This window comes from Ruegeria sp. AB6 (assembly GCF_056542685.1).
This window is the reverse complement of the sequence record NZ_JBQGAD010000004.1, coordinates 245,529-270,452: the sequence shown is the minus strand read 5'-3', so window position 1 is coordinate 270,452 and position 24,924 is coordinate 245,529. Positions and strand designations below refer to the sequence as shown.

The 24,924-nt window shown below is 56.9% G+C and carries 25 protein-coding genes and 1 pseudogene; 18 read left to right on the top strand and 8 right to left on the bottom strand.

Features of this window, described 5'->3' with window-relative positions; translation table 11 throughout:
- The first annotated feature begins 112 nt into the window (after nt 1-112).
- Nucleotides 113-706, top strand: coding sequence for a TetR/AcrR family transcriptional regulator (locus ACR0DB_RS11235; protein WP_480550877.1), 594 nt, complete (start codon nt 113-115; stop codon nt 704-706).
- Between the two features lie 233 nt (nt 707-939).
- Nucleotides 940-1,404, top strand: a pseudogene (locus tag ACR0DB_RS11230) (DDE-type integrase/transposase/recombinase).
- 97 nt (nt 1,405-1,501) lie between these two features.
- On the opposite strand, the gene ACR0DB_RS11225 reads toward ACR0DB_RS11230, so the two are convergent.
- The 4 genes from ACR0DB_RS11225 to ACR0DB_RS11210 all read right to left on the bottom strand — a co-directional run bounded on the left by ACR0DB_RS11225 (nt 1,502) and on the right by ACR0DB_RS11210 (nt 5,593).
- The gene (locus ACR0DB_RS11225; RefSeq protein WP_170771816.1) at nt 1,502-2,794 is read right to left on the bottom strand and encodes a TRAP transporter large permease; all 1,293 of its coding nucleotides are present in this window, start codon (nt 2,792-2,794) and stop codon (nt 1,502-1,504) included.
- A 22-nt stretch (nt 2,795-2,816) separates the two neighbouring features.
- Complete coding sequence (locus ACR0DB_RS11220; RefSeq protein WP_480550875.1) at nt 2,817-3,335, bottom strand: TRAP transporter small permease; 519 nt, start codon at nt 3,333-3,335, stop codon at nt 2,817-2,819.
- A gap of 7 nt (nt 3,336-3,342) precedes the next feature.
- Complete coding sequence (gene dctP, locus ACR0DB_RS11215) at nt 3,343-4,353, bottom strand: TRAP transporter substrate-binding protein DctP (protein WP_480550873.1); 1,011 nt, start codon at nt 4,351-4,353, stop codon at nt 3,343-3,345.
- 574 nt (nt 4,354-4,927) lie between these two features.
- Nucleotides 4,928-5,593: a helix-turn-helix domain-containing protein gene (locus ACR0DB_RS11210; protein WP_170771820.1), complete on the bottom strand. Its 666-nt coding sequence runs from the start codon at nt 5,591-5,593 to the stop codon at nt 4,928-4,930.
- Between the two features lie 173 nt (nt 5,594-5,766).
- Here ACR0DB_RS11210 and ACR0DB_RS11205 point away from each other — a divergent pair, with 173 nt between their 5' ends.
- The 11 genes from ACR0DB_RS11205 (at nt 5,767) to ACR0DB_RS11155 (ending at nt 16,888) form a co-directional block, all read left to right on the top strand.
- Nucleotides 5,767-6,663, top strand: a complete 897-nt coding sequence (locus ACR0DB_RS11205) for a class II glutamine amidotransferase (RefSeq protein ID WP_170771822.1) — start codon at nt 5,767-5,769, stop codon at nt 6,661-6,663.
- Between the two features lies 1 nt (nt 6,664).
- Complete coding sequence (locus tag ACR0DB_RS11200; protein WP_170783252.1) at nt 6,665-7,348, top strand: GltB/FmdC/FwdC-like GXGXG domain-containing protein; 684 nt, start codon at nt 6,665-6,667, stop codon at nt 7,346-7,348.
- 11 nt (nt 7,349-7,359) lie between these two features.
- Nucleotides 7,360-8,688, top strand: coding sequence for an FMN-binding glutamate synthase family protein (locus ACR0DB_RS11195; RefSeq protein WP_209196277.1), 1,329 nt, complete (start codon nt 7,360-7,362; stop codon nt 8,686-8,688).
- Between the two features lie 66 nt (nt 8,689-8,754).
- Nucleotides 8,755-10,083 (top strand): type III glutamate--ammonia ligase, encoded by a 1,329-nt coding sequence (glnT, locus tag ACR0DB_RS11190; protein ID WP_480550871.1) that lies wholly within the window; start codon nt 8,755-8,757, stop codon nt 10,081-10,083.
- A 364-nt stretch (nt 10,084-10,447) separates the two neighbouring features.
- Nucleotides 10,448-11,557, top strand: a complete 1,110-nt coding sequence (locus ACR0DB_RS11185; RefSeq protein WP_480550869.1) for an aromatic ring-hydroxylating oxygenase subunit alpha — start codon at nt 10,448-10,450, stop codon at nt 11,555-11,557.
- Between the two features lie 15 nt (nt 11,558-11,572).
- The gene (gene gloA, locus ACR0DB_RS11180) at nt 11,573-12,010 is read left to right on the top strand and encodes a lactoylglutathione lyase (protein WP_170771832.1); all 438 of its coding nucleotides are present in this window, start codon (nt 11,573-11,575) and stop codon (nt 12,008-12,010) included.
- 3 nt (nt 12,011-12,013) lie between these two features.
- Nucleotides 12,014-12,418, top strand: a complete 405-nt coding sequence (locus ACR0DB_RS11175; protein WP_170717712.1) for a cupin domain-containing protein — start codon at nt 12,014-12,016, stop codon at nt 12,416-12,418.
- 38 nt (nt 12,419-12,456) lie between these two features.
- A complete protein-coding gene (locus ACR0DB_RS11170) occupies nt 12,457-13,896 on the top strand; it encodes a glutamine synthetase family protein (RefSeq protein ID WP_480550867.1) in 1,440 nt (479 codons plus the stop codon).
- A gap of 53 nt (nt 13,897-13,949) precedes the next feature.
- Nucleotides 13,950-14,966, top strand: coding sequence for an alpha/beta fold hydrolase (locus ACR0DB_RS11165; RefSeq protein WP_480550865.1), 1,017 nt, complete (start codon nt 13,950-13,952; stop codon nt 14,964-14,966).
- 114 nt (nt 14,967-15,080) lie between these two features.
- Nucleotides 15,081-15,611, top strand: coding sequence for an Lrp/AsnC family transcriptional regulator (locus tag ACR0DB_RS11160; RefSeq protein WP_480550863.1), 531 nt, complete (start codon nt 15,081-15,083; stop codon nt 15,609-15,611).
- A gap of 191 nt (nt 15,612-15,802) precedes the next feature.
- Nucleotides 15,803-16,888: a DUF2652 domain-containing protein gene (locus tag ACR0DB_RS11155; RefSeq protein ID WP_480550861.1), complete on the top strand. Its 1,086-nt coding sequence runs from the start codon at nt 15,803-15,805 to the stop codon at nt 16,886-16,888.
- Nucleotides 16,889-16,972: 84 nt separating this feature from the next.
- Here the strand turns inward: ACR0DB_RS11155 and ACR0DB_RS11150 are convergent, their stop codons facing one another.
- Nucleotides 16,973-17,464 (bottom strand): hypothetical protein, encoded by a 492-nt coding sequence (locus ACR0DB_RS11150; RefSeq protein ID WP_480550859.1) that lies wholly within the window; start codon nt 17,462-17,464, stop codon nt 16,973-16,975.
- Nucleotides 17,465-17,562: 98 nt separating this feature from the next.
- On the opposite strand from ACR0DB_RS11150, the gene ACR0DB_RS11145 reads away from it, so the two are divergent.
- Entirely contained in the window at nt 17,563-17,742 is a 180-nt protein-coding gene (locus ACR0DB_RS11145; RefSeq protein ID WP_170789323.1) for a hypothetical protein, read from the top strand.
- Between the two features lie 150 nt (nt 17,743-17,892).
- Here ACR0DB_RS11145 and ACR0DB_RS11140 read toward each other — a convergent pair whose 3' ends face one another.
- The 3 genes from ACR0DB_RS11140 to ACR0DB_RS11130 form a co-directional block, all read right to left on the bottom strand.
- The gene (locus ACR0DB_RS11140; protein WP_170783263.1) at nt 17,893-18,282 is read right to left on the bottom strand and encodes an adenylate/guanylate cyclase domain-containing protein; all 390 of its coding nucleotides are present in this window, start codon (nt 18,280-18,282) and stop codon (nt 17,893-17,895) included.
- A 136-nt stretch (nt 18,283-18,418) separates the two neighbouring features.
- A complete protein-coding gene (locus ACR0DB_RS11135; RefSeq protein WP_480550857.1) occupies nt 18,419-19,231 on the bottom strand; it encodes a c-type cytochrome in 813 nt (270 codons plus the stop codon).
- A gap of 59 nt (nt 19,232-19,290) precedes the next feature.
- The gene (locus ACR0DB_RS11130; RefSeq protein ID WP_480550855.1) at nt 19,291-19,764 is read right to left on the bottom strand and encodes a cupin domain-containing protein; all 474 of its coding nucleotides are present in this window, start codon (nt 19,762-19,764) and stop codon (nt 19,291-19,293) included.
- Nucleotides 19,765-19,852: 88 nt separating this feature from the next.
- Here ACR0DB_RS11130 and ACR0DB_RS11125 point away from each other — a divergent pair, with 88 nt between their 5' ends.
- From ACR0DB_RS11125 to ACR0DB_RS11110, 4 genes are all read left to right on the top strand, one after another.
- Nucleotides 19,853-20,446, top strand: a complete 594-nt coding sequence (locus ACR0DB_RS11125; RefSeq protein ID WP_480503918.1) for a TetR/AcrR family transcriptional regulator — start codon at nt 19,853-19,855, stop codon at nt 20,444-20,446.
- Nucleotides 20,447-20,797: 351 nt separating this feature from the next.
- Nucleotides 20,798-22,069 (top strand): DUF3300 domain-containing protein, encoded by a 1,272-nt coding sequence (locus tag ACR0DB_RS11120; RefSeq protein ID WP_480550853.1) that lies wholly within the window; start codon nt 20,798-20,800, stop codon nt 22,067-22,069.
- A 4-nt stretch (nt 22,070-22,073) separates the two neighbouring features.
- A complete protein-coding gene (locus ACR0DB_RS11115; RefSeq protein WP_170771849.1) occupies nt 22,074-22,973 on the top strand; it encodes a DUF2950 family protein in 900 nt (299 codons plus the stop codon).
- Between the two features lie 259 nt (nt 22,974-23,232).
- Nucleotides 23,233-24,762 (top strand): phospholipase D family protein, encoded by a 1,530-nt coding sequence (locus ACR0DB_RS11110; protein ID WP_170783268.1) that lies wholly within the window; start codon nt 23,233-23,235, stop codon nt 24,760-24,762.
- Nucleotides 24,763-24,924: the final 162 nt, after the last annotated feature.

Genomic DNA, 24,924 nt, shown 5'->3' with positions numbered 1-24,924 from the left:
TCTCCATTTCAGGTGCGATCACGTAGCATTTGCTGCCGCGCATCTCTAATGCTATCCATGTGGATAGAAAACGATTACTATCCACATGGATAGAAAAAGCAAGGAGAAATCTGTGGCGCGAAAACGCAAGACGGATCACGACAGTGCTGTGGCGGGAGCCTTGGACCTGTTTTGGCGAAGGGGATACCACGGTGCCAGTACGCGGGAGTTGGAGCAGCAGACGGGGCTGACACGGTTCACGCTCCAAACCACTTATGGGGGAAAAGAAAAGTTTTTTCTAAAGACTCTGGATGCTTATTTGGACAATGCCGAAGCCCGGCACTTTCCTGATCCCGAAACCTATGCGCTGGACGATCTGGCTGGTTGGTTCCGGGGCATCGCATCAACCGAGCGAATGCCAAAGATTGAGGATGCCGGGTGTCTTGCCTTTAATTCGATTAGTTCATTCGACCGCTCTGATCCCGAGGTCAACGCGCGAATCGAGCGGTACCTGACTGCACTGGAAGGGCGGTTTGCGGCGATACTGAGCCGGGCAAAGGTTGACGGGGCCATCCGTTCCGAGGTCGATCCGGATGAGGCTGCACGGGTGCTGATCGGTCTTTTGCTGGGCCTTCATACGATTACGAAAGCCCGAACCTCGGATCAGTTTCCGCAGAACTACGCCCAGGCGGCGGTGGGGCTGATTGAAGGGTGGAAAAACCAGTAAGTTATCAAACATTCTGACGTGACTAACTTCTTGCGGCGTAAGAACTGGGTGTAAGCAGTGAATGTCTGGGTGGTGGACTGCCCCTGCTGTATTGCGGTTGGCTATTGAGTGACCGCTTTGGTGAAGCCGCAGTGCAGCTTGCTCAACGACAGGTCTGGGCCGTAAACCAATAGGCGAAGCTGGCCGAACCGCACTTTGATCTTGAGGAAAACGAAACTGGCGCTTGCACCAGCTTGCGTTTCACACTTTTGACCATTGACCCTGGTTTTGTCAGCTACGGTGTTTCCTATCGACATATAGAAGAAATCATACCCGTGCACGGCGTTGCGGTAGACCACACAACACTGAACCGGTGTGTTACACGGTATTCCGGCGTGATCGCAGAAGCCGCGCGTTGCCGCGAAAGATCGTCATCGACAAAAGCGGCGTAGACACAGCAGGTATCAAAGCCATCAACAAAATGCTGAAGGGCTTTGTATGTCCGACTCCAATCGAGGTAGTGAGGCAGAAAAATAGAACAACATCGTGGACTGGACGACCGGTTCATCAAAAGGCGAACTTGACCAATGCTGGGATTCAAAGCTTTCGGTTTTACTGCGGCAACCGTTGCTGAAATCGAAGTCGCGAAGATGATCCGCGAGGGCCGATTCACGCCTGGGCTCTGCTCCTTTCGACAATTCGCTAAACTGGCCGCCTAACTTGAAGACACGCCGAGTCTCATTGGCTAGCAGAAAAACTCTGCAACACAACCTGTTCGGCCGGAACAGTCCGTTGCAAGAGCTCAACTACGCTCATTCAGAACAAAAGGTTGGGAAGAAAAAGGGTTAGTGCCGGGAACACCGTCAGGATGAAGATGGTCAACAGGTGGATGAGCCAGTATGGAACTGTCGCAATTGCCACACGGCCCAAGCCAACCTCGTTGTTGGTCAGCGCGGTCAGGACCGACAGGTTAAGCCCTACTGGGGGTGTGACCTGACCAATCTCGATGACGATGGTGATGATGACCCCGATCCAGATTGGGTCAAAGCCCAGCCCGGTCAGCAATGGGAATACGACCGGCAAGGTCATGATCATCAACGACAACCCGTCGAAAAAGCACCCCAGCACCAAATAGATCAGCACCACGATCAACAGCACGCTGTATGTGCCCATCCCGCTTTCGGCCACGACTTCTAGGATCTGTTGCGGCACGCCCAGAATACTGGTCGATTTCGCCAGTATCGTCGCGCCTAGCACCAAAAACCCAACCGACGCAAACAACAGAACCGACTGATAGACCGCTTCGACAAGCTTCTTCCAAGTCAGGTCGCCCCATATGGAGGAAATGATCACGGCCAGTACAACGCCCACGCCTGCCGCTTCGGTCGGTGTCGCCAGCCCTCCGACAATGCTGCCGATGACCGCAATGATCAGCGCAAGCAACGGCCAGATTTGTTTGAACCCCGCCAGTGTCTGCCGCAGCGGCAATGGGGCTTCGTCGCGCGGGGCCAGGGCCGGATTTCGGGTACATCTGACCAACAGATACGCCATGAACATCAGACCAACCAGAAAACCAGGGATAATACCGGCGGCGAACAGGCGCCCGATCGAGGTTTCAGTGAGCGCGCCATAGATCAGAAAAGACAAGCTGGGCGGGATCAGCAGGCCCAAAGTACCGCCGCCCGCCAAGCTGCCCACAATCGTATCCTTGTCATAGCCGCGTTTCGACATCTCAGGGTATGCGACCGAACCCACCGCCGCAGCCGTAGACAGACTGGATCCGCTGACCGCGCCGAACAGGGTGCAAACTGCAATATTGGTGTGCAGCAAGCCCCCCGGGATGCGACGAAACAGCGGGGAAAAGGCGGAGTAGGCCCGCTCGCTAATTCCACTGCGCAGTAGCACCTCGCCCAGAAGGATGAACATAGGAACCGCGCTGAGGGTGAACGAATTGAAGACGCTCCAGATTGCGTCCACAGCCAGCGACGTGGCCCCGTTCGAGAAAAAGTGCAGAATGATCAACCCGGTCAGACCAAGCGCCGCTCCAAGGGCCACGCCCGTGCCAGCGGTGGCAACCAGCGCGCCTGTCAACGTCAGCCAGAACGACATTTATTGGTCTCTTTCGTTGGAGTCATTTGATGTCGACCTCGGCGTCGTCCACCCTGTCCAGAATGCCGACAAGGCGTGCCACAAAGATAGACAGAGTCAGCCCAAGCGACAGCGGCATAAGCGCCATCCAAGGGTAAAGCAGAATGCGCGTGGTTTCTGTTTTAAGGTTGCGCTTGAAGGCGAATTCGAACCAAGGAATAGTTTCGACGATCAACCACAGGAAAAAAACGATACCGACCAGAAGGGCGGCGATCTGTATTGCGACATGCAGCCGACCTTTCAGAAAATCCGCCAACAGTGCCACACGCACATGTTTGGCCCGCAACGTCACCATCGGCAGACCTAGAAACAACGAAACGCTGAGCAATAGGCCGACCACTTCTTCGGTGATGTGCAGCGGCGTATTGGCAAATTTGCGCATCAATACGCTGGTGACAATGATGCCGACAATGGCGATCATTCCGAGGGCCGCAGCAGCGGCGCACGCAAGGGCCAGACGGTCCAGCCCCCGCGCGATGATGTTTCCCGGACTAAGCGCCATTTTGACGTCAGCGGCCCAGGGCGGTTAGGACACGCTCACGATAGGCAGGGGCGTTGCCGCCAGCTTCTTCCGCGAGTTCAGCCCAGATTTCGGTGACGTTCGACACAAACAGATCGCGGTCTTCCTGCGAGAAATCTTCTCCCCAGGTGACACCATCTGCGACCAGCTGCTCACGTGCGGCCAGCTCGCGTTCGAAATCGTCCTCGTATTGATTGGTACGCTCCCACAAGGCGTCTGCGGCGGTCGCAATTGCCGCCTTGGTGGCGTCATCCGTAGCGTCCCATTTGTCGGTTGCGACCCCGATCACATAGGGGCCGGACGCCATCGGATACAGGAACGAAGCATATTTGGCGACCTCCTGCAAAGACACTGTGTGTGCATAAAGCGCAGGATAAAGTGCACAATCGACCACGCCGGTTTTCAGCGCTACATACATCTCTTCCTGTGGAATGATCTGCGCGGCGACCCCAAGGCGTGTGAAGGTTTCAACCTGATCGCGAGCCCAAACGCGCAGCTTTTTCGATTTCAGCGCGTCAATGGTGCGCACCGGCTCATCCCGGCAGAAGACCGACACAGATAACATCGGGATCGGCACATACCCCACCGAGGTCACGCCCCAATCGGTAAACTCTTCCTGATAAATCTCGCGCACTGTCGGGATCGCCTTTTCGAATTCCTCGATCGAGCCAATGGTGCCTTGAACCACAACTGAACTGAGCGCTGGCGCGTCACGTCCCAGATAGTTCGCCCAGATCAGGCTCATCTCGACCGCACCCTTTGGCAGGAACCGCAGGGTGTCCGTGTTCGGAAGACCCAGCGATCCGCCGCTATAAAGCTTCAGCTTATTCTCACCTTCAAGGGCCGCGTTGACCTCTTCGACAAAGCGTTCCAGCTCTGCCGTTTCTGGGCGGGTTTCGGGTAGAAAATTGTTGAATCGCCATTCTTCCGCATTGCCTGCGGCAATGGCTGAAATGAAAGCAGCCGCGCTCAATGCGGCGGTTTGAAAAATTCTCTTCATGGTGTTCCCTCCTGAAGCACTGAATATCTGGCTCTTGACGAAGCACTTTGTGTATTAGTCTTGCTCTTCAACTTATTTGGTCGCGTAAAATCATTGACTTGGGGCGCATAGGCCGTGGGCCAGACCCACCAAATGAAAGCATAGAAAGAGCAGGGAAGGTTGCAAGTGATACCTGAGCCGCGACCTCGGTGCACTTCTGTCGGAACTTGTTGGCTTTCGTACAACCGGATCAGGGTCCCGGCTGCTTTGCCCCAACCGATCCAAATCGGTCTTTTGCCTTTCGGTCCTGCTATCGGTACGTGGGCTATTGGCACGAGCGTCGTTTGACAGAAGTTCCTGATGATTAAGTCGTCTTCGACCTGATGTGCTAATCCTAAGGACATGTCGGCCTGAAAGCGGTCGATTTCTTCAAAAGGGTCAGACAAATCCCAAGTCAATGTCGGGAAAGGCGTTCCAATGCTCGTCAATGCCCGGTCAAGTCTTACGAATGCGAGAAATCGATGTCGGCTGATTTCGGTTTGGTCACTAGACTTATTTCGCAAACCATATTTGACGGCTGAATTTCTGGCGCCCTTCAGTTTGTCTGCGGATAGCTGATGATAGACAGATAGCGAAGGGGCAACGTGACCAGACGCTCGGGGCCGTGTGGCGCATCGGCCTCGAAAAACAGCGTGTCGCCGGGTTTCAGCGGATAGACCTGATCACCGTGGCGGTAGTCAACCTCGCCTTCCAGCATATAGATCGTCTCAATTCCGCTGTGCTGAAAGGTCGGAAAGGTGTCGGATTCAGCGGTCAGAGTGATCAGATAGGGCTCCACGATCACGCCTGACGTGTTGGCGCCTATGGTGCCCAGCAGGTTGTATTGATGGTTGGCGCGGGTGCCCTCTCGCTCCTGCTCGACCCCTTGCCCTGCTTTGGTGTGAACGGCCAGCCGTCGTTCTTCGAACCGACGGAAAAAACTGGTCAGTGGAACCGACAGTGCATCCGCCAGCGCCTGAAGCGTCGTCAAAGAAGGCGATGTATTCCCGTTTTCGATTTTCGACACCATTCCGATCGACAGCCCGGTCATCTGCGCAAGATCTGCAACAGTGATGTTCTGCTGTTTGCGAAAGGCGTGAACTTCTCGGCCGATGGCGACTTCAAGAACCTTTTCTCGATCACCTGAACTTACGGAATGCGGGTCTTGGGTCAGTTTTGCCACCTGTTTCCTTCCGCTTCGATTCGCAGTTTGCCCGTTCATGCGGTCTTTCTTGGCAGCAAAGTTATCCTACCATGAGGAAAATGAAAGCGCTTTCGCCTTAGGAATCTGCCTAGACGTATTTTCGCATAAGGAAAAAAATTTTCTTAAGGGTAGATTTCCCTGAGGGACGTGGTTTAGGGTATCGGCAACACAACAAGAGAAGGTCTCAGACGATGTGCGGGATTGTGGGGTTGTTTCTCAAAGACCAAACGCTCGAGCCCAGACTGGGTTCAATGCTGACCGATATGCTGATCACCATGACCGATCGCGGCCCCGACAGTGCCGGTATCGCAATCTACGGTTCCCAGTCGGCAGGCCAGGCAAAGATGACGGTGCAGTCGGATAACCCTGATGCCGATTTCGCAACTCTCGCTTCAGATCTGAGTGCGGCGGTAGGAACTGAAGTCAATTTGCGTGCCAATGACACGCATGCGGTGCTGTCGATGCAGGCTGACAAGGTCGATACTGCGCGGCAGGCGATCCGTGAGATGCGCCCCGCCATGCGCGTCATGTCGGATGGTGATGCGATTGAAATCTACAAAGAAGTTGGTCTGCCAAAGGACGTGGCGGCTCGTTTCTCGCTGTCGTCGATGCATGGCAGCCACGGGATCGGGCATACGCGCATGGCCACCGAATCCGCCGTCACCACTGAAGGCGCCCATCCATTCTCAACCGGCGGCGATCAGTGTCTGGTGCATAACGGCTCGTTGTCAAACCACAACGCGCTGCGCCGCAAGCTGATGCGCGAAGGGGTGCGGATTGAATCGATGAACGATACCGAGGTCGGCGCCGCCTATCTGACCTGGAAGATGCAGAATGGGGCAACACTGGGTGAGGCGCTGGAAAGCAGCCTTGAGGATCTGGATGGGTTCTTCACTTTTGTGGTCGGCACCAAGGACGGGTTTGGCGTGGTACGCGACCCGATTGCCTGCAAGCCGGCGGTGATGGCCGAAACCGATCAATACGTGGCTTTCGGCAGCGAGTACCGCGCGCTGGTAAACCTGCCAGGGATCGAAGACGCCCGCGTCTGGGAACCCGAACCCGCCACCGTTTACTTCTGGAGCCACTGACATGCAGAGCTACGATGTCGCTGAAAACGGATTGCGTGGTCTGAACGCGACCCTGCAGGCGCAGAGCGCCGACACCAACCAGACCAGTTGGGAAGTGGTGAACCCCAAGGGTAGCCATGCGATCGCCGTGGGTCTGGATGCGCCGATCGACGTGACCGTTAGGGGTTCGACCGGCTATTACTGCGCTGGGATGAACAAACAGGCGACGATCCGGGTTGAAGGCTCGGTCGGGCCGGGCGTGGCTGAGAATATGATGTCGGGCACCGTGATCGTCGAAGGTGACGCCAGTCAGTATGCCGGGGCCACGGGCCATGGCGGGTTGCTGGTGATCAAGGGCAATGCCAGTTCGCGCTGCGGGATTTCCATGAAAGGGATCGACATCGTGGTACATGGCAATATCGGCCACATGTCCGCCTTTATGGCGCAGGCCGGTACGCTGGTGGTCTGCGGTGATGCGGGCGATGCGTTGGGGGACTCCCTCTATGAGGCGCGGCTATTCGTGCGCGGCTCGGTCAAAAGTCTGGGTGCCGATTGCATCGAGAAAGAGATGCGACCCGAGCATCTGACCCTTCTGGCCGACCTGCTGGAGCGCGCAGGAGCAGATGCCAAGCCCGAAGAGTTCAAACGCTATGGCTCGGCTCGGCAGCTTTACAATTTCGATGTCGACAACGCGGCAGAATACTGAGGAAGACCGTTATGGACGATCACACACCACGCACGATGCCGATACAGTCTGCGACGTTTTCCAACCCGGTCAATGCGGAAATCCGGCGGGCGGCGGCAACGGGCATCTATGACATTCGTGGCGGCGGCGCGAAACGCAAGGTGCCGCATTTCGACGACCTGTTGTTTCTGGGGGCCTCGGTCAGCCGCTATCCGCTGGAGGGCTATCGCGAACGCTGCGACACCTCAGTCACGCTGGGCACGCGCTTTGCCAAAAACCCGATCCAGCTGGATATCCCGATCACCATCGCGGGCATGAGCTTCGGCGCGCTGTCCGGCCCCGCGAAAGAGGCGCTGGGGCGCGGAGCGTCAGCTGCGGGTACGTCGACCACCACTGGCGACGGCGGTATGACACCCGAGGAACGCGGGCATTCCAGCAAGCTGGTCTATCAGTATCTGCCTTCGCGCTATGGCATGAACCCCGACGATCTGCGCAAGGCTGACGCGATCGAGATTGTAGTCGGTCAGGGCGCAAAACCCGGCGGCGGCGGTATGCTGCTGGGCCAAAAGATCAGCGACCGCGTGGCCGAGATGCGGACCCTGCCCAAAGGGATCGACCAGCGCTCGGCCTGTCGGCACCCGGATTGGACTGGCCCGGATGACCTTGAGATCAAGATCTTAGAGTTGCGAGAGATCACCGGCTGGCAGGTTCCAATCTACGTAAAGGTCGGCGCGACGCGACCCTATTACGACACGGCGCTGGCGGTGAAAGCCGGGGCGGATGTGGTGGTGATGGACGGGATGCAGGGCGGCACGGCTGCCACGCAGGATGTGTTCATCGAACATGTCGGCATCCCGACGCTGGCCTGTATCCGCCCCGCCGTGCAGGCGCTGCAGGATCTGGGTGTGCATCGCGAGGTGCAGCTGGTGATCTCGGGCGGTATTCGAAATGGCGCGGATGTGGCCAAGGCGATGGCTTTGGGCGCGGATGCGGTGGCTATCGGTACGGCGGCGTTGATCGCGCTGGGGGACAATGACCCGAAATGGGAGGCCGAGTATCAGAAGCTGGGCACCACCACCGGGGCCTATGACGATTGGCACGAAGGCCGCGACCCGGCCGGCATCACCACGCAAGACCCGGAACTGGCGGCGCGCCTTGACCCGGTTGAGGCCGGGCGGCGTCTGCGCAACTACCTCAAGGTCATGACGCTTGAGGCGCAGACCATCGCGCGCGCCTGCGGCCACAATGATCTGCACAATCTGGAGCCTGAAGACCTGTGCGCCCTGACGATGGAAGCCGCCGCCATGGCGCGCGTGCCTCTGGCGGGAACAGACTGGTATCCGGGCAAGCCGGGGTTCTGAGACAAGCGGGCGCGACCCTGACCGGGGGGCGCGCTTTTTGCAACAACAGGGAAAGGAAAGACGCGTATGACGACGGATCTTGCCGCTTTCGCCAAGGATAATGGTGTCAAATACTTCATGATCTCATTCACGGACCTGTTTGGCGGACAACGGGCCAAGCTGGTCCCCGCACAAGCCATCGCCGAGATGCAGGAAGAGGGCGCGGGCTTTGCCGGGTTTGCCACCTATCTGGACATGACCCCCGCGCATCCCGACATGCTGGCGGTGCCCGATCCGTCCTCGGTCATTCAACTGCCGTGGAAGCCCGAGGTTGCATGGGTCGCCGCCAATTGCGTGATGGAGGGCGAGGACGTCGCCCAAGCTCCGCGCAACGTGCTGCGCCGCCTGATCGACGAGGCCGCCGCCGAAGGCCTGCATGTTAAAACCGGGATCGAGGCCGAGTTCTTTTTGCTCACCCCCGATGGTGAGCAGATCAGCGACCCGTTCGATACCGCTGAAAAACCCTGTTACGACCAGCAGGCGGTGATGCGCCGTTATGACGTGGTGCGCGAGATTTGCGATTATATGTTGGATCTGGGCTGGGGCCCGTATCAGAACGACCACGAGGACGCCAATGGCCAGTTCGAGATGAACTGGGAATTCGACGACGTTCTGCGCACCGCCGACAAGCATTCCTTCTTCAAGTTCATGACCAAATCCGTGGCCGAGAAACACGGCTTCCGCGCCACCTTCATGCCCAAACCGGTCGAGGGGCTGACGGGCAATGGCTGTCACGCCCATATCTCGGTCTGGGATGCATCGGGGGCTGATGCCAAGACCAACGTATTCGCGGGTGAGGGTGACGGCCCCACCGGAGAAGTGGGGCTGAGCGAGAAGGGCAAACATTTCCTTGGCGGGATCATGAAACATGCCAGCGCATTGGCAGCGATCACCAACCCCACGGTGAACAGCTACAAACGCATCAACGCGCCGCGCACCATGTCGGGCGCGACCTGGGCACCCAATACCGTGACGTGGACGGGCAACAACCGCACCCATATGGTGCGCGTGCCTGGTCCGGGCCGGTTCGAGCTGCGTTTGGCGGACGGGGCTGCGAACCCCTATTTGCTGCAAGCGGTGATTATCGCGGCGGGGCTGTCTGGGCTGCGCGCCAAGGCCGATCCCGGCCCGCGCCATGACATTGATATGTATGCCGAGGGCCACACCGTCACCGATGCGCCGAAACTGCCGCTGAACATGCTGGACGCGCTGCGCGAATACGACAAGGACACGGAACTGAAGGCGATGATGGGCGATGAATTCTCATCCGCGTTTCTGAAGATGAAACTTCAGGAATGGAATTCGTTCGTGTCGCATTTCTCGCGCTGGGAAAAAGACAACACGCTGGATATCTGATCGGGCAGGGTGCCCTGTTCTGGCCCTGCTGTCGATGGGACAGGGGCCTTTGGTGATGTCCGCCACCTGCAACCAGCACCGTGACTCTGCGGATACCGCAGACATACTTTCGAAATTGGTAGAACGTGACCCGGCTGTCCTGTGGCAGCCGGGTCACTGTTTAGTGACAGTGGTACGAAATCGACAATACATTGGTCTGAATGCGACACAAGATTGCCGAAACAGCAAAAATAATTACCGAATTCGCAAAAAAATGTGGACAGAGTGATTATTTCGCAGTTCACTTTCTGACAGCCACATTGGCCACACACCCGCAGCCCAACTGCGATTTTGGTTTTGAAACTCTGCGTCAGGAACTTGAACGATGAATACGATCTCTTCGTTGCTTGAGTCTTTTTACGAGGAAACCACACCCAAACGGGGCTTGCCTGCGGCGGCCTACAAGGACGCGAAATTCTGGGAGGCCGAATGCGCCTCGGTCTTTACGCGCAACTGGGTTTGTGTCGGGTTTGCCCATGAATTGCAGGCTGCCGGGGATGCGGTGCCGGTCACGCTGGCCGGGCATCCGCTGCTTTTGGTCCGCAATATGGCGGGTGAAATCAGGGCGTTCCACAATATCTGCCGCCACCGCTGCCTGACGTTGGTGGATGCGCCCAAGAATGTTGGCAAACTTATCCGCTGCCCCTATCACGCCTGGGCCTATGATCTGGACGGAAAGCTGCGCGCCGCCCCCCATTTCGGCGGTGTAAACGAGCATCAGGCCGAAGGGTTCGACGCGTCGCAAAACAGCCTTGTGCCGGTGCGCAGCCATGTCTGGAACGATTGGGTTTTTGTCAATCTCGACGGCAACGCGGCGGATTTCGATGCCTATTCCGCCTCGATGCAGGCGCGTCTGGAGGGCATCGACTGGGACAAGGTCGACTGTATCGGAACGCTCGATTTCGGAGAGATCGCGTGCAACTGGAAGTTCATCATGGAGAACTTCATCGAACCCTATCACGTGCAGTTCGTCCATGCCTCGACCACGGATCAGCCGCTTGCCGACCACTATACCATCGTTGACGGCAACTGCCTTGGCAGCGCGGTCGATCTGGATGAAGAGATCGGGACATCCGGCAGTCTGGGCGTCAGCTCGCGCTATCTGACGCTGTATCCCAACTTCATTCTGGGGCGGTATTTCCCGGATCAGATGGGAGTTTACCTGAACATTCCGACCGGTCCTGGAACGATGGTCCAGAAAAGGGCGCTTTATACCACCGAGGGTCAGACCTTGACGCTTGACGCGATCGAAGGCCTCAAAAAGCTGTGGTGGGACGTTCACAAGGAAGATCACGAGATGACCGAGCGGCTGCAACTGGGTCGGTCCTCGACCGTTTCTGTAGCCGGGGGCGTGTTGTCGCCCGCCTGGGAAGACAGCGTGCGCGCCTTTCAGGAACTGGTGGCGCAGGATGTGACCACACTCGAAAAACACTGAATTGAGGAGACCAAAGTGAGCGAGAATATCAGCAGCGGATTCCGTTTGGCGCATACCATGATGCGAGTGATGGACATGGAGAAGTCGCTTGAATTTTACTGCGGCATTCTGGGCATGCAGGTCCTGCGACGCACCGATTACCCCGAGGGCAAATTCACCAACACCTTCATCGGCTACGGCCCCGAGGCTGAGTTCCCGACGTTGGAGCTGACGGCGAACTGGGATCAGGAAGACCCCTATGAAAAGGGCAATGGCTGGGGCCACATCTGCATCGAGACACCGGATGTCTATAAGGCCTGCGAAGAACTGGCGGCCGCAGGCGTGAATATCACTCGCCCGGCCGGTCCGATGAAGAACGGCACCCGCGTCATTGCGTTCTGCGAGGACCCGGACGGCTACAAGGTCGAGCTGAACGAAAGCATTCTGAAACATCTGGCCAAGGAAGGGGCGTGACCCATGGGCAATGCACCAAGACTTATGAAATGGGATTTGGTCGAGGATCGCTATAACGCGATCGGTGAAAGCGACAGCGACACCTATATCAAGCCCATGGTCACAAGCGAATTCAGCAAGACCATGTGCGGTGGGATCAATGTTCTCAAGAACATCAAGGTGCCGTGGGATCTGACCTGTGATGAGATCATCTATGTGCTGGAAGGCACCTTCCGGCTGGTGTGCGACGGCGAAACCTATATCTGCAACCGCGGCGACGTGCTGTATATCCCCAAGGACAATCACATCTCGTATGAGGCGGACGCACGCTGTGTGATCTTCTATGCCGCCTATCCCCATAACTGGAAGCAACTGGCCGGTATCACGCAAGTGCCCGGCATCGACCCCGACGACTTTGTGCCCGGCTAATTACCGGGGCCCCGGCCCGCTGACAGGAGGAGGCCCAGATGCCAAAAGATAATCCCACTGCCAAAATCTACTACGACAGCTTTCACGACGCGGTCGAACGCAACCGGCCCAAGATCCCCGAGGTGAAAAAGCGCCTTGAGGATGCAGGTGTCAAATATGTGATGGGGGCATGGATCGACCTGCACGGCATCCCAAAGACCAAACCTGTCCCCATAAGCGATTTTGAGGCGCTGTGTCTGGGCAAGGGGCCGCAATTCGCCGTGCACTCGATCTCTTACGTCCCCGAGCTGAGTCCCGCCGACAGCGATCAAGTGGTGGTTCCCGATTTGGACGCGGTCTATGTCTGCCCGTGGGACACATCGATGGCCATCATATTCTCGGACCTCTACTGGGAGGACGCACCCTACAACGTCTGCCCCCGTCAGGCCCTGAAACGCGCCATGCACGAGGCCGCGCAGGAGGGATATGTCGGCTATGCCGGGGTCGAACCCGAGTTCATCGTGATGAAATACGATGAAAACGGTCAGCCGGTGAAAGCCTTCGATGACGACCCGGCACAGGGTCTGCGCCCGCGCCGTCAGGCCTTTGGCTATGACGTGGAATATTCGGTGGATTCGATGCCCTTCCTCAAGGACATGATCGACATTATCGAAGGGCTGGGCTGGAACCTGCACGACGTGGTGGCCGAGGGTGCTTATTCCCAGTTTGAGCTGGATTTCCACTATACCAACATGCTGGAAATGTCCGATCGGCTGGCTTTTCTGCGCATTGTTTTGAAAGAAGTTGCCAAGAAGCATGGCTGCTTCGTGACCTTTATGCCCAAGCCGACAGTGGGCGATTGGCGTTCGGGCGCGCATATCAACATGTCGATGCAGCATGAAAGCCGCCCCGGTGAAAATATCTTTGAAACCCCCGAAGGCGACTGGTCGGATGAAAGCCGTTGGGCCGTGGGCGGCCTGATGCAGCACGCCGAGGCGATCACTGCCATCACCTGTCCGACCGTGAATTCGTATAACGGTCTGGTCCCGCGCGTGGGTGGGTTCGAGGGTGGCACCGTGACCTGGGCGCCGACCAATATCACCTTTGGGTTCAACAACCGCTCAGCCCAGTTCCGTCTGCCGCAAAGCCGCCACTGCATCGAAAACCGTGCCTGCGATATGACCATGAATGTCTATCTGGCGATGGCGATGCATTTGAGCTGCGCGGTGAAGGGCATCAAGAAAAAGATCGATCCGGGCAAGCCCACGGATTTCGACCTGTATTCCAAAACAGAAAGCGAACTGGCTGAACTTGGCATTCGACGCCTGCCGCGTACTTTGTGGAACGCCATTCAGGCGTTGCGTGGTGACGACATGGCCGCGCATGTGATGGGACCGGTGATGCGCAACTCGTATCTGGAATACAAAAACGACGAGTGGGAGCGATACCACCAATCCGTAACGGATTGGGAAGTGCAGGAATACCTGCGGCTCTATTGATTTCCACCTCGGACGGCCCTGGGGTCGCTCGGGTCCAACAGCCAGAGGCGGGCATGACGCAAGACTATCAGATCCTTGAGCTAGGCGATTTTCCACTGTTGTCCGGCGCGGTGTTGCGGGATGCGAAGCTGGCCTATCAGACTTATGGCACGCTTGCGCCCGAACGTGACAATGTGATCGTTCTGCCCACCTTCTACACCGGCACCAATTCCCGAAACGAGGGGTTTTTCGGCCCGGGTCGCGCGATTGACCCGGCGCGGCATTTCATCGTCAGCCCGAACCTGTTTGGCAACGGGCGATCCTCGTCCCCGACGAACACGCTCGCACCACAGGACGGGCCGCGTTTTCCGCTGGTTCAGATGTGGGACAATATCGCGGCGCAGCACCGGCTGATCCATGACCATCTCGGCATCGATCGGATTGCGCTGGTGGCCGGTTGGTCAATGGCCGGATGCCAGTCCTATCAATGGGCGGCACAATACCCCGACATGGTGCAGGCGATCTTGCCGTTTTGCGCCTCGGCCCGGACCTCGCCGCATAACTTCGTCTTTCTCGAAGGGGTGAAGGCCGCGCTCTGTGCTGATCAGGCATGGAACGGGGGCGACTATGACAGCCCGCCGATCGCCGGACTGAAAGCTTTTGGCCGTGTCTATGCGGGCTGGGCGTTCTCGCAGACCTTCTACCGCGAGAGACTGTATGAACAGCTGGGGTTCGACACGATCGAAGATCTGCTGCTGGATTGGGAGATTGATCATGTCGACGGTTGGGATGCCAACAATCTGCTGGCCAAGCTGGCCACGTGGCAAGCGGGTGATATCGCGGCAGGGCCATTGTATAGCAGCGATTTCAAGGCCGCGTTGGGCGCCATCAAGGCCCGCGCCATCCTGATGCCCTGCGCGCAGGACCTGTATTTCCCGCCCGAAGACAACGAGATCGAGGCCCGGCACATGCCAAACGCCCGTTTCTGCCCATATGACTCGCCCTGGGGCCATTGCGCGGCCAATCCTGGCAACGATGCCGGTTTTACGGCGGCTTTGGATGACAATATACGCGCGCTTTTGCAGCAATAGGCGCGGGCAGGATGCATCGGACCGGAAATCGGTTTGCCGTCCCGGCGGGTTGGACCTTATGATCGGGGTTCACAAAACGGGCCGCTGGGCCGACAGACACAAGAAGGACGCGCTGTGAACTTATCGCGCAAACCAGAAGCGGACAGACCGTTGCGGCAGCGCAGCACGCATTCGGTGGATGAGCGTTTAAATAGTGAGATCGTCCGTATGCTTGAGCTGGACGGGCGGATGGCGTTTTCCGAGATTGCCCAGAAGCTGGACGTGTCCGAGGGAACGGTGCGCAATCGCGTCAACGCGATGAAAGAGGCGGGCTTGCTGCGGATCGTGGCCATCGCGGACCCGACCGCCACGGAATACAAGGCTGATGCAATGATCTGTCTGAAGGTGGCGCCGGGCACGACACCGCAAGCGGTGGCAACGCGTCTGGGCGCCGTTTCCAGTGTTGTCTATATCCTGTGGGTCACGGGGCGGTTCGATCTGATGGTGGAATTGGTCTGCGACGAGCCGGACGATTTGGCGACCTTCCTTGAAGACCATATACATGGGGTCGAGGACATCGTGGATTCAGAAGTGATGCTGGGCCTCAGAAACTTCAAGAACCAATTCCTGCTCAAGCGAAACTGGGAACAGCGGACCAACAACTAAAGCCTCGGATAGCAGTGCCCATTCCACGACTGGCAGCGCCTCGGACCACCTTTGGCTTCAGTGGTCGTATCTGACCAACTATGCGGACTTTGTTCCGCGGGGCTCCTGCCTAGGGGACAGGGCTGATCTGCTTGTCCGGTACTATGGCGGAAGCTACAGTCATCGGGCAGGGCGTAAATGGGAAGACGGGAATGCCAGTTCAAACCGGTTACTTACTAATCGCCGATATTACCGGGTATACCGGATATCTGACGCGGTCAGAGTTGGAGCACGCCAACCCGATCATACGGTCTTTACTTGAGGCGATTGTTTTTGAGCTGAAAGACCCGATGAAACTGCGGGGCCTTGAAGGGGACGCTGTTCTTGCCTATTCCAGCGGGCCGTTCCCATCTGGCGAAACGTTCCTCAACATATGCGAAAGCCTGTATCGAGCGTTCGCCGAACGCCGCCGGAACATCGTGCAGAACACGACTTGTCCTTGCAATGCATGCCGGAACGTCGCCGACCTCGATCTGAAGATCCTTGCGCATCACGGAAAGTTTGAAGAACTGTCGATCGGTCCGATGAAGGATATCTCGGGTGCCGATGTCATACTTGTCCATCGCATGGCGAAGACCGATGTCAAGGAACAGACCGGGATACGCAGCTATGCGCTGTTCTCGGAAGACGCTTTTCAGGCGATGGGTATCACATCGGATCTCATGCAATATAGCGCTCAGTTCGAGCATTTTGGTGACGTGCCCATGCGGGTCTATGACCTTGCGGCAGCTTGGCAAAAATACCGAGAGATCGCCGGACCTGTGCGCGTGACCGATGAGGAGGCTGTATTCACAACCCGGCACATACTGAAGGCCCCGCCGGTGGTTGCCTGGGAAATGCTTACGGACCCCGCACTCAAGATGCGATGGATGATGTTGAGAGACGCCTATCGGGAAGGGGATGTCACGCGAACGTCAGCTGGTGTCCGCCTGCACTGCATTCATGAGGCGGCTCACTTTCAGATGCTGATCGTCGATTGGAATCCATTCGAATACGTGACCGATATTCTCCACAATTCGTCCATCGAGGGCCTTACAAACCTGGAGACCTATGAACTGGCCCCGGTGGAAGAAGGGACCGAGATTGTGTATCGGATGGGGCGGCTGACGGATGCCGACGGCACACATCATCCGGCAGAGGAATCTGCGGTAATTGATCTGTTCGAAAACTTCTATCCGGTGGCGTTCGGTATTATGGACGAAATGGCGTTGGAGTTTCATCGAGACAAACAAGAGTGACCTATTTGGCGGTACTCCGGTCTAAGAGAGGTAGCCCGTTAAAATCTTGGCTTGATCGGTGAATGCCAAAGTGGTGAGCGTTGATCAAGGAAGACGCATGTCCTCGACCATTGCCGCAATGCTTGACCAGTGCTCGGTCTGCGCGCCTTTGCCGAGAGACTGCCTAATCATGGATGCGCTGAACACTGGCAATGTCTCTTTCGCCCGCTGAACCAGCTTTTGCGCCGTGTCATGATCCCCGCGCCGCGTCGCTGAAAGCGCAGCTATGGCTGCGGGATGCCAGACTTTGGTGTTTGCAAGTATCGCTTCGCGCGATCTTTCTTCTGCCGCCTCCAAGTCGCTTTCAACACCCCGGCAAACCAGCCCCGCTGCCTGCGTGGTCAGAAATGCCCAAACCACAGGATCGTACGAGTATAGGCGTCGGGCTTTTTCTTCATGGGCAATCGTGGCGACAGGGTCTTTCGCAACGCCCAGTCTCAGCAGTAAAAATTTTTGGCGCGCCAACAGTGCCTGCGGCAGGGCATAGCCCGGATCTGCCTTGATGGCCGCTTCGAAAACAGGTTGTGACTCTGTCATCGCTTCGGGGGTGGCGAGTGCAAAATGGTAAAATCGCGCTGACAAAGCTCCTAGGCTGAAAGGCTGTGGGTCGGTGCGCAGCGGGAAAGCATACGCGCATGCGCGCCAATCTCGGGCTCGACGCCCATGACGATGGCCCCGGTGAGTTGATCGAGAATGGCGAACAAATCGTCTGCCGGCCCATCCCAGTGGTTGGCTCAAACCTGTTCTTCGTCTTTTGCGCCGTTCAAACGCGCCGAGACCCGCAAGCGGTTTCCACCCCGTCGAAAACGTCCTAGTGCAGCGGTGACATCTTCCACCAATGCGGACGCAAGAAACAATTGATCCGAGTCGTCGGTGTCAATCTCAAACGGCAACCCGGCGACACTCGTCACGTCGCGGCCGGTCTGAGCCACTGGAATGGCGTCGTCACCTACAACGTCTACGCTCTAGACTTCCAACGGATTTGGAATGTTCTTTACAGTTTGCAGCCCGAGTGACGTGAATTCAGCGTCTATGCGTCCATTCACCTGATCACGTACTTGGCGCGAGATACAGATGCCGCCAACGGGCGACAAACTCTCCAACCGAGCGGCTATGTTCACAGCGTCGCCCAATACGTCATCGCCATCTACTACGACGTCACCGAGATTTATCCCGACACTAAACCGCAGACGGTGATCTTTTGGTTCGCCTACTTCCCGCGCGTGCATACTGTCCTGTATTTGCAGGCCGGCGCGTAGCGCGGCGACCGGAGACGCGAATTCGACCAGAATTCCGTCTCCCATGGTCTTGACGATCCGCCCTTGGCACCGCTCTAGGGTCGGTGGCCATGGCATTCATGGCCGCCAAGCGAAGCAATAGAACGCCGAATAGTGAAAACTGTTTGGCCTATTTGTTGTGCTCTGTTTCAGCAACGCGCGCGTTACAAAATTCCCTGCGAACCCCAACAAAACCCTGGCGGCGTCAGACCGGTCATGGGTCCGGTAGAGCCGGGATTGTCCGAAGGTACAGGACAATTGCCTGAAGATCATCTGAAGACATCTGGGCATAATGCGCATACCCCATTGGGGGTCGCATTCGGCTGCCATCGGGCCGTACACCCGAAGCGATCATCATCTTTAACTCATCATCGCTATATTGGGCTAACCCATCCTCGTGCGATGTGATGTTTGGTGCAATGGAGACCCCCCACGGACCGTGAAAGGCAAAACCTCCGGCGCCAAGATGTGTGTCGAACATTGGTCCTTGTGGCCCAAAGGTAGTGTGGCATTCGATACAATGTGCAACTGGCCCGGCGAGGTATTCTCCGTACTCGACGCTTGGTCCAGCGGGCGGGGCCGTCACCGGGCCCACAGGCGGCCCATAGCTGGGCGGAAGGGGGAAGTTGTAGGTTGAAAAAGGCGTTTCATTCTTGCTCGCGGGGACGGTGCGCAGGAACATTACCATGGACATAACGTCATCGTCGCTAAGGCTGCGGTAAAGCCCGATGGGCATGGGCGGTCCGATGACAGAACCGTCCGGGCGGATGCCTTCCCGAATTGCGCGCACCAGGTCTGCGTCGCTCCAGTCTGCGATCCGGCTACCTGGCGTTATATTGACGGCCCAGGCCTCCATCATCTCGTTCTTTTCGACCAACATTCCGCCGAACTCATTGGACATGTCCGGGCCGTTGGGGCCCTGCGGTGTATGACAATTTCCGCATGCAGCTGGCCCTCGTACAAGGTACTCACCGCGTTCGATACTCGGCTCAGCCATCGCGACCAGCGGCAGAAGGATTGGGGTCAAAAACAAACCTATGCATTTCATTTTTCGTACTCCCATCTCGCGTGAACAAAGGACCCGCTTCAGGTCGGAGCATGATCCGGCGCGAGGATTGTCATGCCGATTCTATCTGCCAAAGCTACGATTGCTGGGATGTCTGGCGGGCCGTCGGGTTCAGGAATTTCTGTCGTGCCGTCCGGCATTGCTTCACCCGCTTCGGTGAAGAATGTGTCATGCATTGCGCCGGGCGCGTTGATGCACAGCAAACGACCTGCTTGGGGCCCCTTACATGTGAACGCGTGAACCGCTCCATCGGGTACTTTCACAAAATCACCTGCGCGAACGCCAAGCGTCTGCCCATCGACCATAAATTCGAACTCGCCTTCTAAAACAAAGAAGCTCTCTTCCTCTCCGGCATGATGGTTTGGAGGCGCGCCTGCTCCGGGCGCAGTCTTGATTTCGACGATTGCGTATTTGTCCCCGGTCTCCGCAGGGAACGCGTGAAAGGTCAAGAGATTGCCGAAAAGGAGATAAATGCGCGGGCGAGTCTGTTCCACGTTGAAGATTCCCTTTACTAAAATCAAAGTGAGTTTATGATACATACATCTCTTTATAAGACAAGTGTAACATTTAGGAACTTGAATATTGGCCCCACGAACCAATCAGAAAAACCGGACCCGAGAGGCGTTGCTGGAAGCGGCGCGCGACATCATGGCCGAGGGTACAGAGGTTACTCTTGCGAAAGTTGCGGATCGTGCGAAAACCAGCCGTGCGACCGTGTACAGGTATTTTTCGGACCCCGGAGTTTTGGCGCTTGATGCGACGTTGGATTTCGAGGTTTTGCCGACTTCGCGCCTATTGGAAGATCTCGCTGACGTACGAAGTCGTGTGCAAAAGGTTGCGCAATATTACTTGGATTTCTCACGTGATCACGAAGCCTATTTCCGGCAGTTCCTGGCAGAGTCACTGAAGGCAGCTTTGGAGGACGCGCGCAGAAACATACGGGGGGCCCGACGCGTGGCTGCATTTGGCGAAGCGCTTGAACCTGTTCGTGGCCGAATGGATCCCTCAGACTTCGAGGATTTGAAAAAGCGGTTGGCGATGACGACAGGAATGGAGCAGTTCATCATTTTGGAAGATATTCTGCGCGTTGATCAGCCAGAAGGTGACCGGCTTCTTTCGGGTCTGGTTGACGCCCTGTTGGATCGCTATTTGCCCCAAGAGAGCGCGCCGAATTGAGTTGCTCTAAGGGTGTGGACGTGAGACCGGCCTGACGCAGCGAACGCTGTTCGAAAAATCGTACGGGCTACGAACGTCGCTTGATCGGTTTGCAAAAAACAGCGAGATCTCGCCGGCTTCGCCCGTGATCATGCATGGGTCCCAATGTCGAAGGTACCAGCGGCAAACCAGCAGTACCCATGCTCTTCTTCAAACAGGTGTTCCGACATTTGAGCCAAAGGCCCTTTACATAGAAGCCCCTCCCGCGACAACATGAGATAAATTTAAGCATTCGAATAACGGGATGAGTTTTCCCGTGTGTCCGCGGCGAATTGGGCCTCGGACATTTGCTGATAAAAAGGGGGGGGAGATATGGCTGATATCGTTCGTTGGATTGTATCCGCGTTTCTGGTTTTCACACCGACGTTAGTGGGGGCGCAGTCCGAACAGGAGGGTGTCGCGGAACCTATATCAGACACCGATCTGCTTACCCAGGCCGAGCTGGAAAATCTCGTCGCGCCGATTGCTTTGTTTCCGGACACGCTTTTGATTCAGATACTGGTTGCGGCGACCAGCCCGATGGAAGTTGTCAAAAGCGACCGGTTGCTGGCCAGCATGGACGGCGAGGAACCCGAAGTCATTCAAGCTGCCGTCGAAGCCGAAGAATGGGACGAAAGTGTCGAGGTTCTGGCCGTCGCCTTCCCCGAAGTGATCGAGGATATGGCTACCCATATCGAATGGACCGAAACCATGGGCGACGCCATGCTTGCCCAAAGTGACGAGGTGATGGTCGCCGTTCAGACCATGCGGACTCAGGCGATCAACAACGGTGCGCTCGTATCGGGTGAAGAACAGCTTGTCGAGGTCACGGAAGACGAAACCGTCATCATCCAACCTGCGGATCCCGAAGTTGTTTATGTGCCGCAATATGACCCTCAGGTCGTTTATACCGACAGCAACAGCAACCTTGTTGGCGACGCTATTGTCACCGGAGCTATCGCGTTTGGGACATTCGCACTAATCGACGCCATTTTTGACGATGACGACGACTGGAATGACTACTGGGGTTGTCGAAATTGCGGGGGTTGGGGAGGGGGCCCGATCTATCGAAGCCCGAATATTGATCTGGATATCGACGGCAATGTGAATATCGGCAATGACATCAATATCGGGAACGGTAACATCAATCGTCCTGACGATGGCTGGAAACCGGATGATCGAAAGAAAGATCAGGCGCGAGACAAGATTGCCTCCAAAAAGGATCCAGGGGGTAAGACCAAGCTGCCGATAGACAAAGGTGACAGCAGCGCGGATGCCTTGCGAAGCAAACTCTCCCAAAAATCCGGTGCGCCAGATATCTCCCGGCCCGGATCGCAGGCCAAAACGGAAGCAGTTCGAAAAACCATGAAGGATGGGGGCACGCCCAAGGTCAATCGGGCCACGCCGAATAAGGCAGTGAAGAAACCAGCCCAAAAGCCAGCGGTTAAGAAGCCATCCGGGACCAAGTCCCATGTCACCAAGGCCACTAAGCCCAAAGCGGTCAGCAAGCCGAAGGCGACCCACAAGAAATCCAGCGGGCAAAAAGCACGCACGGCTTCGCAACGGGGCAAAGCCAGCCACCAAAAAGCCCAGCGGAGGAGATAAGAGCATGACCAATACTTTGATCAAAGCAACTGCAATCACCGCATTTCTCACTGGTCCGGCCTGGGCTGAACCTGCCGCATATACCTCTCCGCAAGAGGCGCTTGAGGCGATGGTCGCAGCGCTGAAAAGCCCTGAGGCGGGTGCTGCTCTGGCTGTCTTCGGGCCAGAGGCTGCGGACTATCTTTCCGATGGAAACCCGGTCGAGGACAAGATCAACAAACTGGCACTGTTGTCCCTCTACAAAGAAGGCTATCGGCTTGTGCCGCAAGACGATGGCTCGGTCCTGATCGCGCTGGGTGAGGAAGGCTGGCTGTTCCCGGTGCCCATCGCAAAAACAGACACATCATGGTCTTTCGACAACGACGCAGGCCGGGAAGAAGTGCGTCTGCGCGAAATCGGCCGCAACGAGCTGGACGTGATCGAATTGATGGAGGCCTATGTCGAAATACAGGCCGATTTCCGGTCGCAGGATCAAGACGGAGACGGGGTCAGGGAATTCGCAAGCCAGATCATTTCGACTTCTGCCGATCAGCGGGATGGGCTGTTCTGGGCATCCGAAGACACGCTGTTGGGTGAGCTTTTCGCGCGTGCTTCGGCTTTTGGCTTCAGTGACGGCGAAACCGACTTCGCGCCCGAGCCCTTTTCAGGTTACTATTTCCGTATCCTGACAGAGCAAACCGATGCGGCGCCCGGCGGAGCGATGGACTACATCGTCAATGGCCACATGGTTGCGGGTCATGCCCTTTTGGCCGTTCCAGCAGAATTCGGAGAGACCGGCGTGCACAGTTTCATGGTTTCGGAAAACGGTGTCGTGTTCGAGGCTGTTCTGGGCGAGGACACGCTGGAAAAGGCGGCAGGCATAACCGGGTTTGATCCGACTGAGGAATGGCAGCCTGTGAACTGATCCTGCGCGTCGATTCCAGCATCCGGTCGTATCGCATTTCCAGAAGGCATCAGAGCGTTTGCGGCGTTGGATTCGGTTAAGAACCAACGCCGCCATCGCCCTGCAAAGTGAAAGCGATTTTGGCGAGATTCCCAACTGTACTTTGCGGTCGATGCGAAAAAGCTCGGTACAGGATACTAAGGTGCTAAGGTAAGTCGGTAAATGAGACGTCGAACCCAACCGATCCGGGCAAACGACTAAGGCTAAAGGAAGAAGGAAGATGCCGAGAAAACTGCTTTGGCCTTTGTTGGGATTGATCGCTCTGGCGGCCTGTTCGGCTGGGCCTAGGGATTTTGTTCAAGTCCCATCGCGGGCGGTCGAGAGCCCTTCCAATAGCAGGTTGACGACAGCGGTGCGCAAACTGGGTGATCCACGTGACGGACGGTCGGGTGTCAAGCTGATCAGCAACGGCGAAGAGGCACTGGCCGCGCGTCTGGTTCTGGCATCGCAGGCGGATGTGACAATAGATGCGCAATACTATCTGCTGCACAACGATCTGACCGGGCAATTGTTTGCGCTGAGCCTGCTGAACGCGGCGGATCGCGGTGTACGGGTCAGGCTGCTGCTGGATGACATGGATACATCGGGTTACGACGCGATGACTGCCGCACTGGATTCTCATGAAAATATCGAGATCCGGCTGTTCAATCCTTTCTGGCGTGACCAAAGCCTGTTGGTTGCAGGTTTGACCGATTTCAAACGCATCAACCGGCGCATGCATAACAAGTCCATAACCGTCGACAACACTATTTCCATCGTTGGTGGTCGAAATGTGGGGGATGAGTACTTCCTGGCCAAGGAAGAGTTTAACTATGCAGATCTGGATATCTTCGTCGCCGGGCCTGTGGTGAACGAGGTGTCCGACAATTTCGACGAATACTGGAACAGCGAATTTGCTGTTCCTGCCCGTGCGGTGATTGGCGAACCCGAGACTCTGGGTCTGGCAGATGCCCGCGTGCGTCTGAATGCGCTGGTCGATGAAGCCCTGAAAACACCGTATGCGGCAGCGGTCAAGAAGACCGCGCAAGAGACTTTTACCCTCAAGACGCTCAGGCTAGACTGGGTTCCGGCCAAACTGTATTCCGACCCGCCGTCCAAGGCAGCCGGTGTCGACAATGATCAGCCCATTCTGGCCTCGAAGTTGGTACCCTATTTCCAAAAGGCTGAAAGCTCGGTCGACGTCATCTCAGCCTATTTTGTGCCCCGTAAGCGAGGGGTTAAATGGCTGAGCGAACTCGAGGATCGCGGGGTTAAGGTGCGTGTTGTCACCAATTCGCTGGCGTCAAACGATGTGGCGCCGGTTTATGCGCATTATGCAAGGGAACGCCGCGCTCTATTGGACGGGGGCGTGGAACTGTTCGAACTGCGCCCTGACTCGGACCGGGTCAATCAGCGGGGGGTGAATTGGGGCCAGTCGCGCGCGGGTTTGCACACCAAGGCATTTACCATCGATGAGCGATACCTGTTCGTGGGCTCGTTCAACTGGGACCCGCGGTCGGTCAACATAAACACAGAAATGGGCGTGCTTGTGGACTCGCCGGACCTGACGCGACGCGCGGTTGCTGCGCTTGACGAAGCTTTGAAGCAAAACACCTATTCGGTCCAATATGACGAGGAAAAACGCGTCACCTGGAGGTCCTACCGCGAGGATGGTGCGATCTTGCTGAACCGACATGAACCCACCGGTAGTTTCTTTGATCATATCAAGGCCGGGTTTTTGGCCATTTTGCCTATTGGATCGCAGCTTTAGCGCAAGATGGGCTTCCACATCTACGCCGTCGCCATAGCCCCCGTCGCAGTATGGAGCCCCGGACTGGACAAGAAAGACATCTCGGTGCTTGCTGTCGGGATGATTGAAGATCTGCAGCGTCCCCGTGTTCCGTGTTTGTGCAATTTGGCCGGGATGCGCGGA

What these genes read in the sequence shown, in the direction of transcription:
- ACR0DB_RS11200 (WP_170783252.1), top strand. Translation starts at nt 6,665, where the DNA reads ATGCAGAGCTACGATGTCGCTGAAAACGGATTGCGTGGTCTGAACGCG.
- ACR0DB_RS11220 (WP_480550875.1), bottom strand. Translation starts at nt 3,335, where the DNA reads ATGGCGCTTAGTCCGGGAAACATCATCGCGCGGGGGCTGGACCGTCTG.
- ACR0DB_RS11155 (WP_480550861.1), top strand. Translation starts at nt 15,803, where the DNA reads ATGCCAGTTCAAACCGGTTACTTACTAATCGCCGATATTACCGGGTAT.
- ACR0DB_RS11195 (WP_209196277.1), top strand. Translation starts at nt 7,360, where the DNA reads ATGGACGATCACACACCACGCACGATGCCGATACAGTCTGCGACGTTT.
- ACR0DB_RS11165 (WP_480550865.1), top strand. Translation starts at nt 13,950, where the DNA reads ATGACGCAAGACTATCAGATCCTTGAGCTAGGCGATTTTCCACTGTTG.
- ACR0DB_RS11205 (WP_170771822.1), top strand. Translation starts at nt 5,767, where the DNA reads ATGTGCGGGATTGTGGGGTTGTTTCTCAAAGACCAAACGCTCGAGCCC.
- ACR0DB_RS11170 (WP_480550867.1), top strand. Translation starts at nt 12,457, where the DNA reads ATGCCAAAAGATAATCCCACTGCCAAAATCTACTACGACAGCTTTCAC.
- ACR0DB_RS11150 (WP_480550859.1), bottom strand. Translation starts at nt 17,464, where the DNA reads ATGACAGAGTCACAACCTGTTTTCGAAGCGGCCATCAAGGCAGATCCG.
- ACR0DB_RS11210 (WP_170771820.1), bottom strand. Translation starts at nt 5,593, where the DNA reads ATGAACGGGCAAACTGCGAATCGAAGCGGAAGGAAACAGGTGGCAAAA.
- ACR0DB_RS11225 (WP_170771816.1), bottom strand. Translation starts at nt 2,794, where the DNA reads ATGTCGTTCTGGCTGACGTTGACAGGCGCGCTGGTTGCCACCGCTGGC.
- ACR0DB_RS11140 (WP_170783263.1), bottom strand. Translation starts at nt 18,282, where the DNA reads ATGCCATGGCCACCGACCCTAGAGCGGTGCCAAGGGCGGATCGTCAAG.
- ACR0DB_RS11120 (WP_480550853.1), top strand. Translation starts at nt 20,798, where the DNA reads ATGGCTGATATCGTTCGTTGGATTGTATCCGCGTTTCTGGTTTTCACA.
- ACR0DB_RS11115 (WP_170771849.1), top strand. Translation starts at nt 22,074, where the DNA reads ATGACCAATACTTTGATCAAAGCAACTGCAATCACCGCATTTCTCACT.
- ACR0DB_RS11110 (WP_170783268.1), top strand. Translation starts at nt 23,233, where the DNA reads ATGCCGAGAAAACTGCTTTGGCCTTTGTTGGGATTGATCGCTCTGGCG.
- ACR0DB_RS11175 (WP_170717712.1), top strand. Translation starts at nt 12,014, where the DNA reads ATGGGCAATGCACCAAGACTTATGAAATGGGATTTGGTCGAGGATCGC.
- glnT (WP_480550871.1), top strand. Translation starts at nt 8,755, where the DNA reads ATGACGACGGATCTTGCCGCTTTCGCCAAGGATAATGGTGTCAAATAC.
- ACR0DB_RS11185 (WP_480550869.1), top strand. Translation starts at nt 10,448, where the DNA reads ATGAATACGATCTCTTCGTTGCTTGAGTCTTTTTACGAGGAAACCACA.
- ACR0DB_RS11145 (WP_170789323.1), top strand. Translation starts at nt 17,563, where the DNA reads ATGCGCGCCAATCTCGGGCTCGACGCCCATGACGATGGCCCCGGTGAG.
- dctP (WP_480550873.1), bottom strand. Translation starts at nt 4,353, where the DNA reads ATGAAGAGAATTTTTCAAACCGCCGCATTGAGCGCGGCTGCTTTCATT.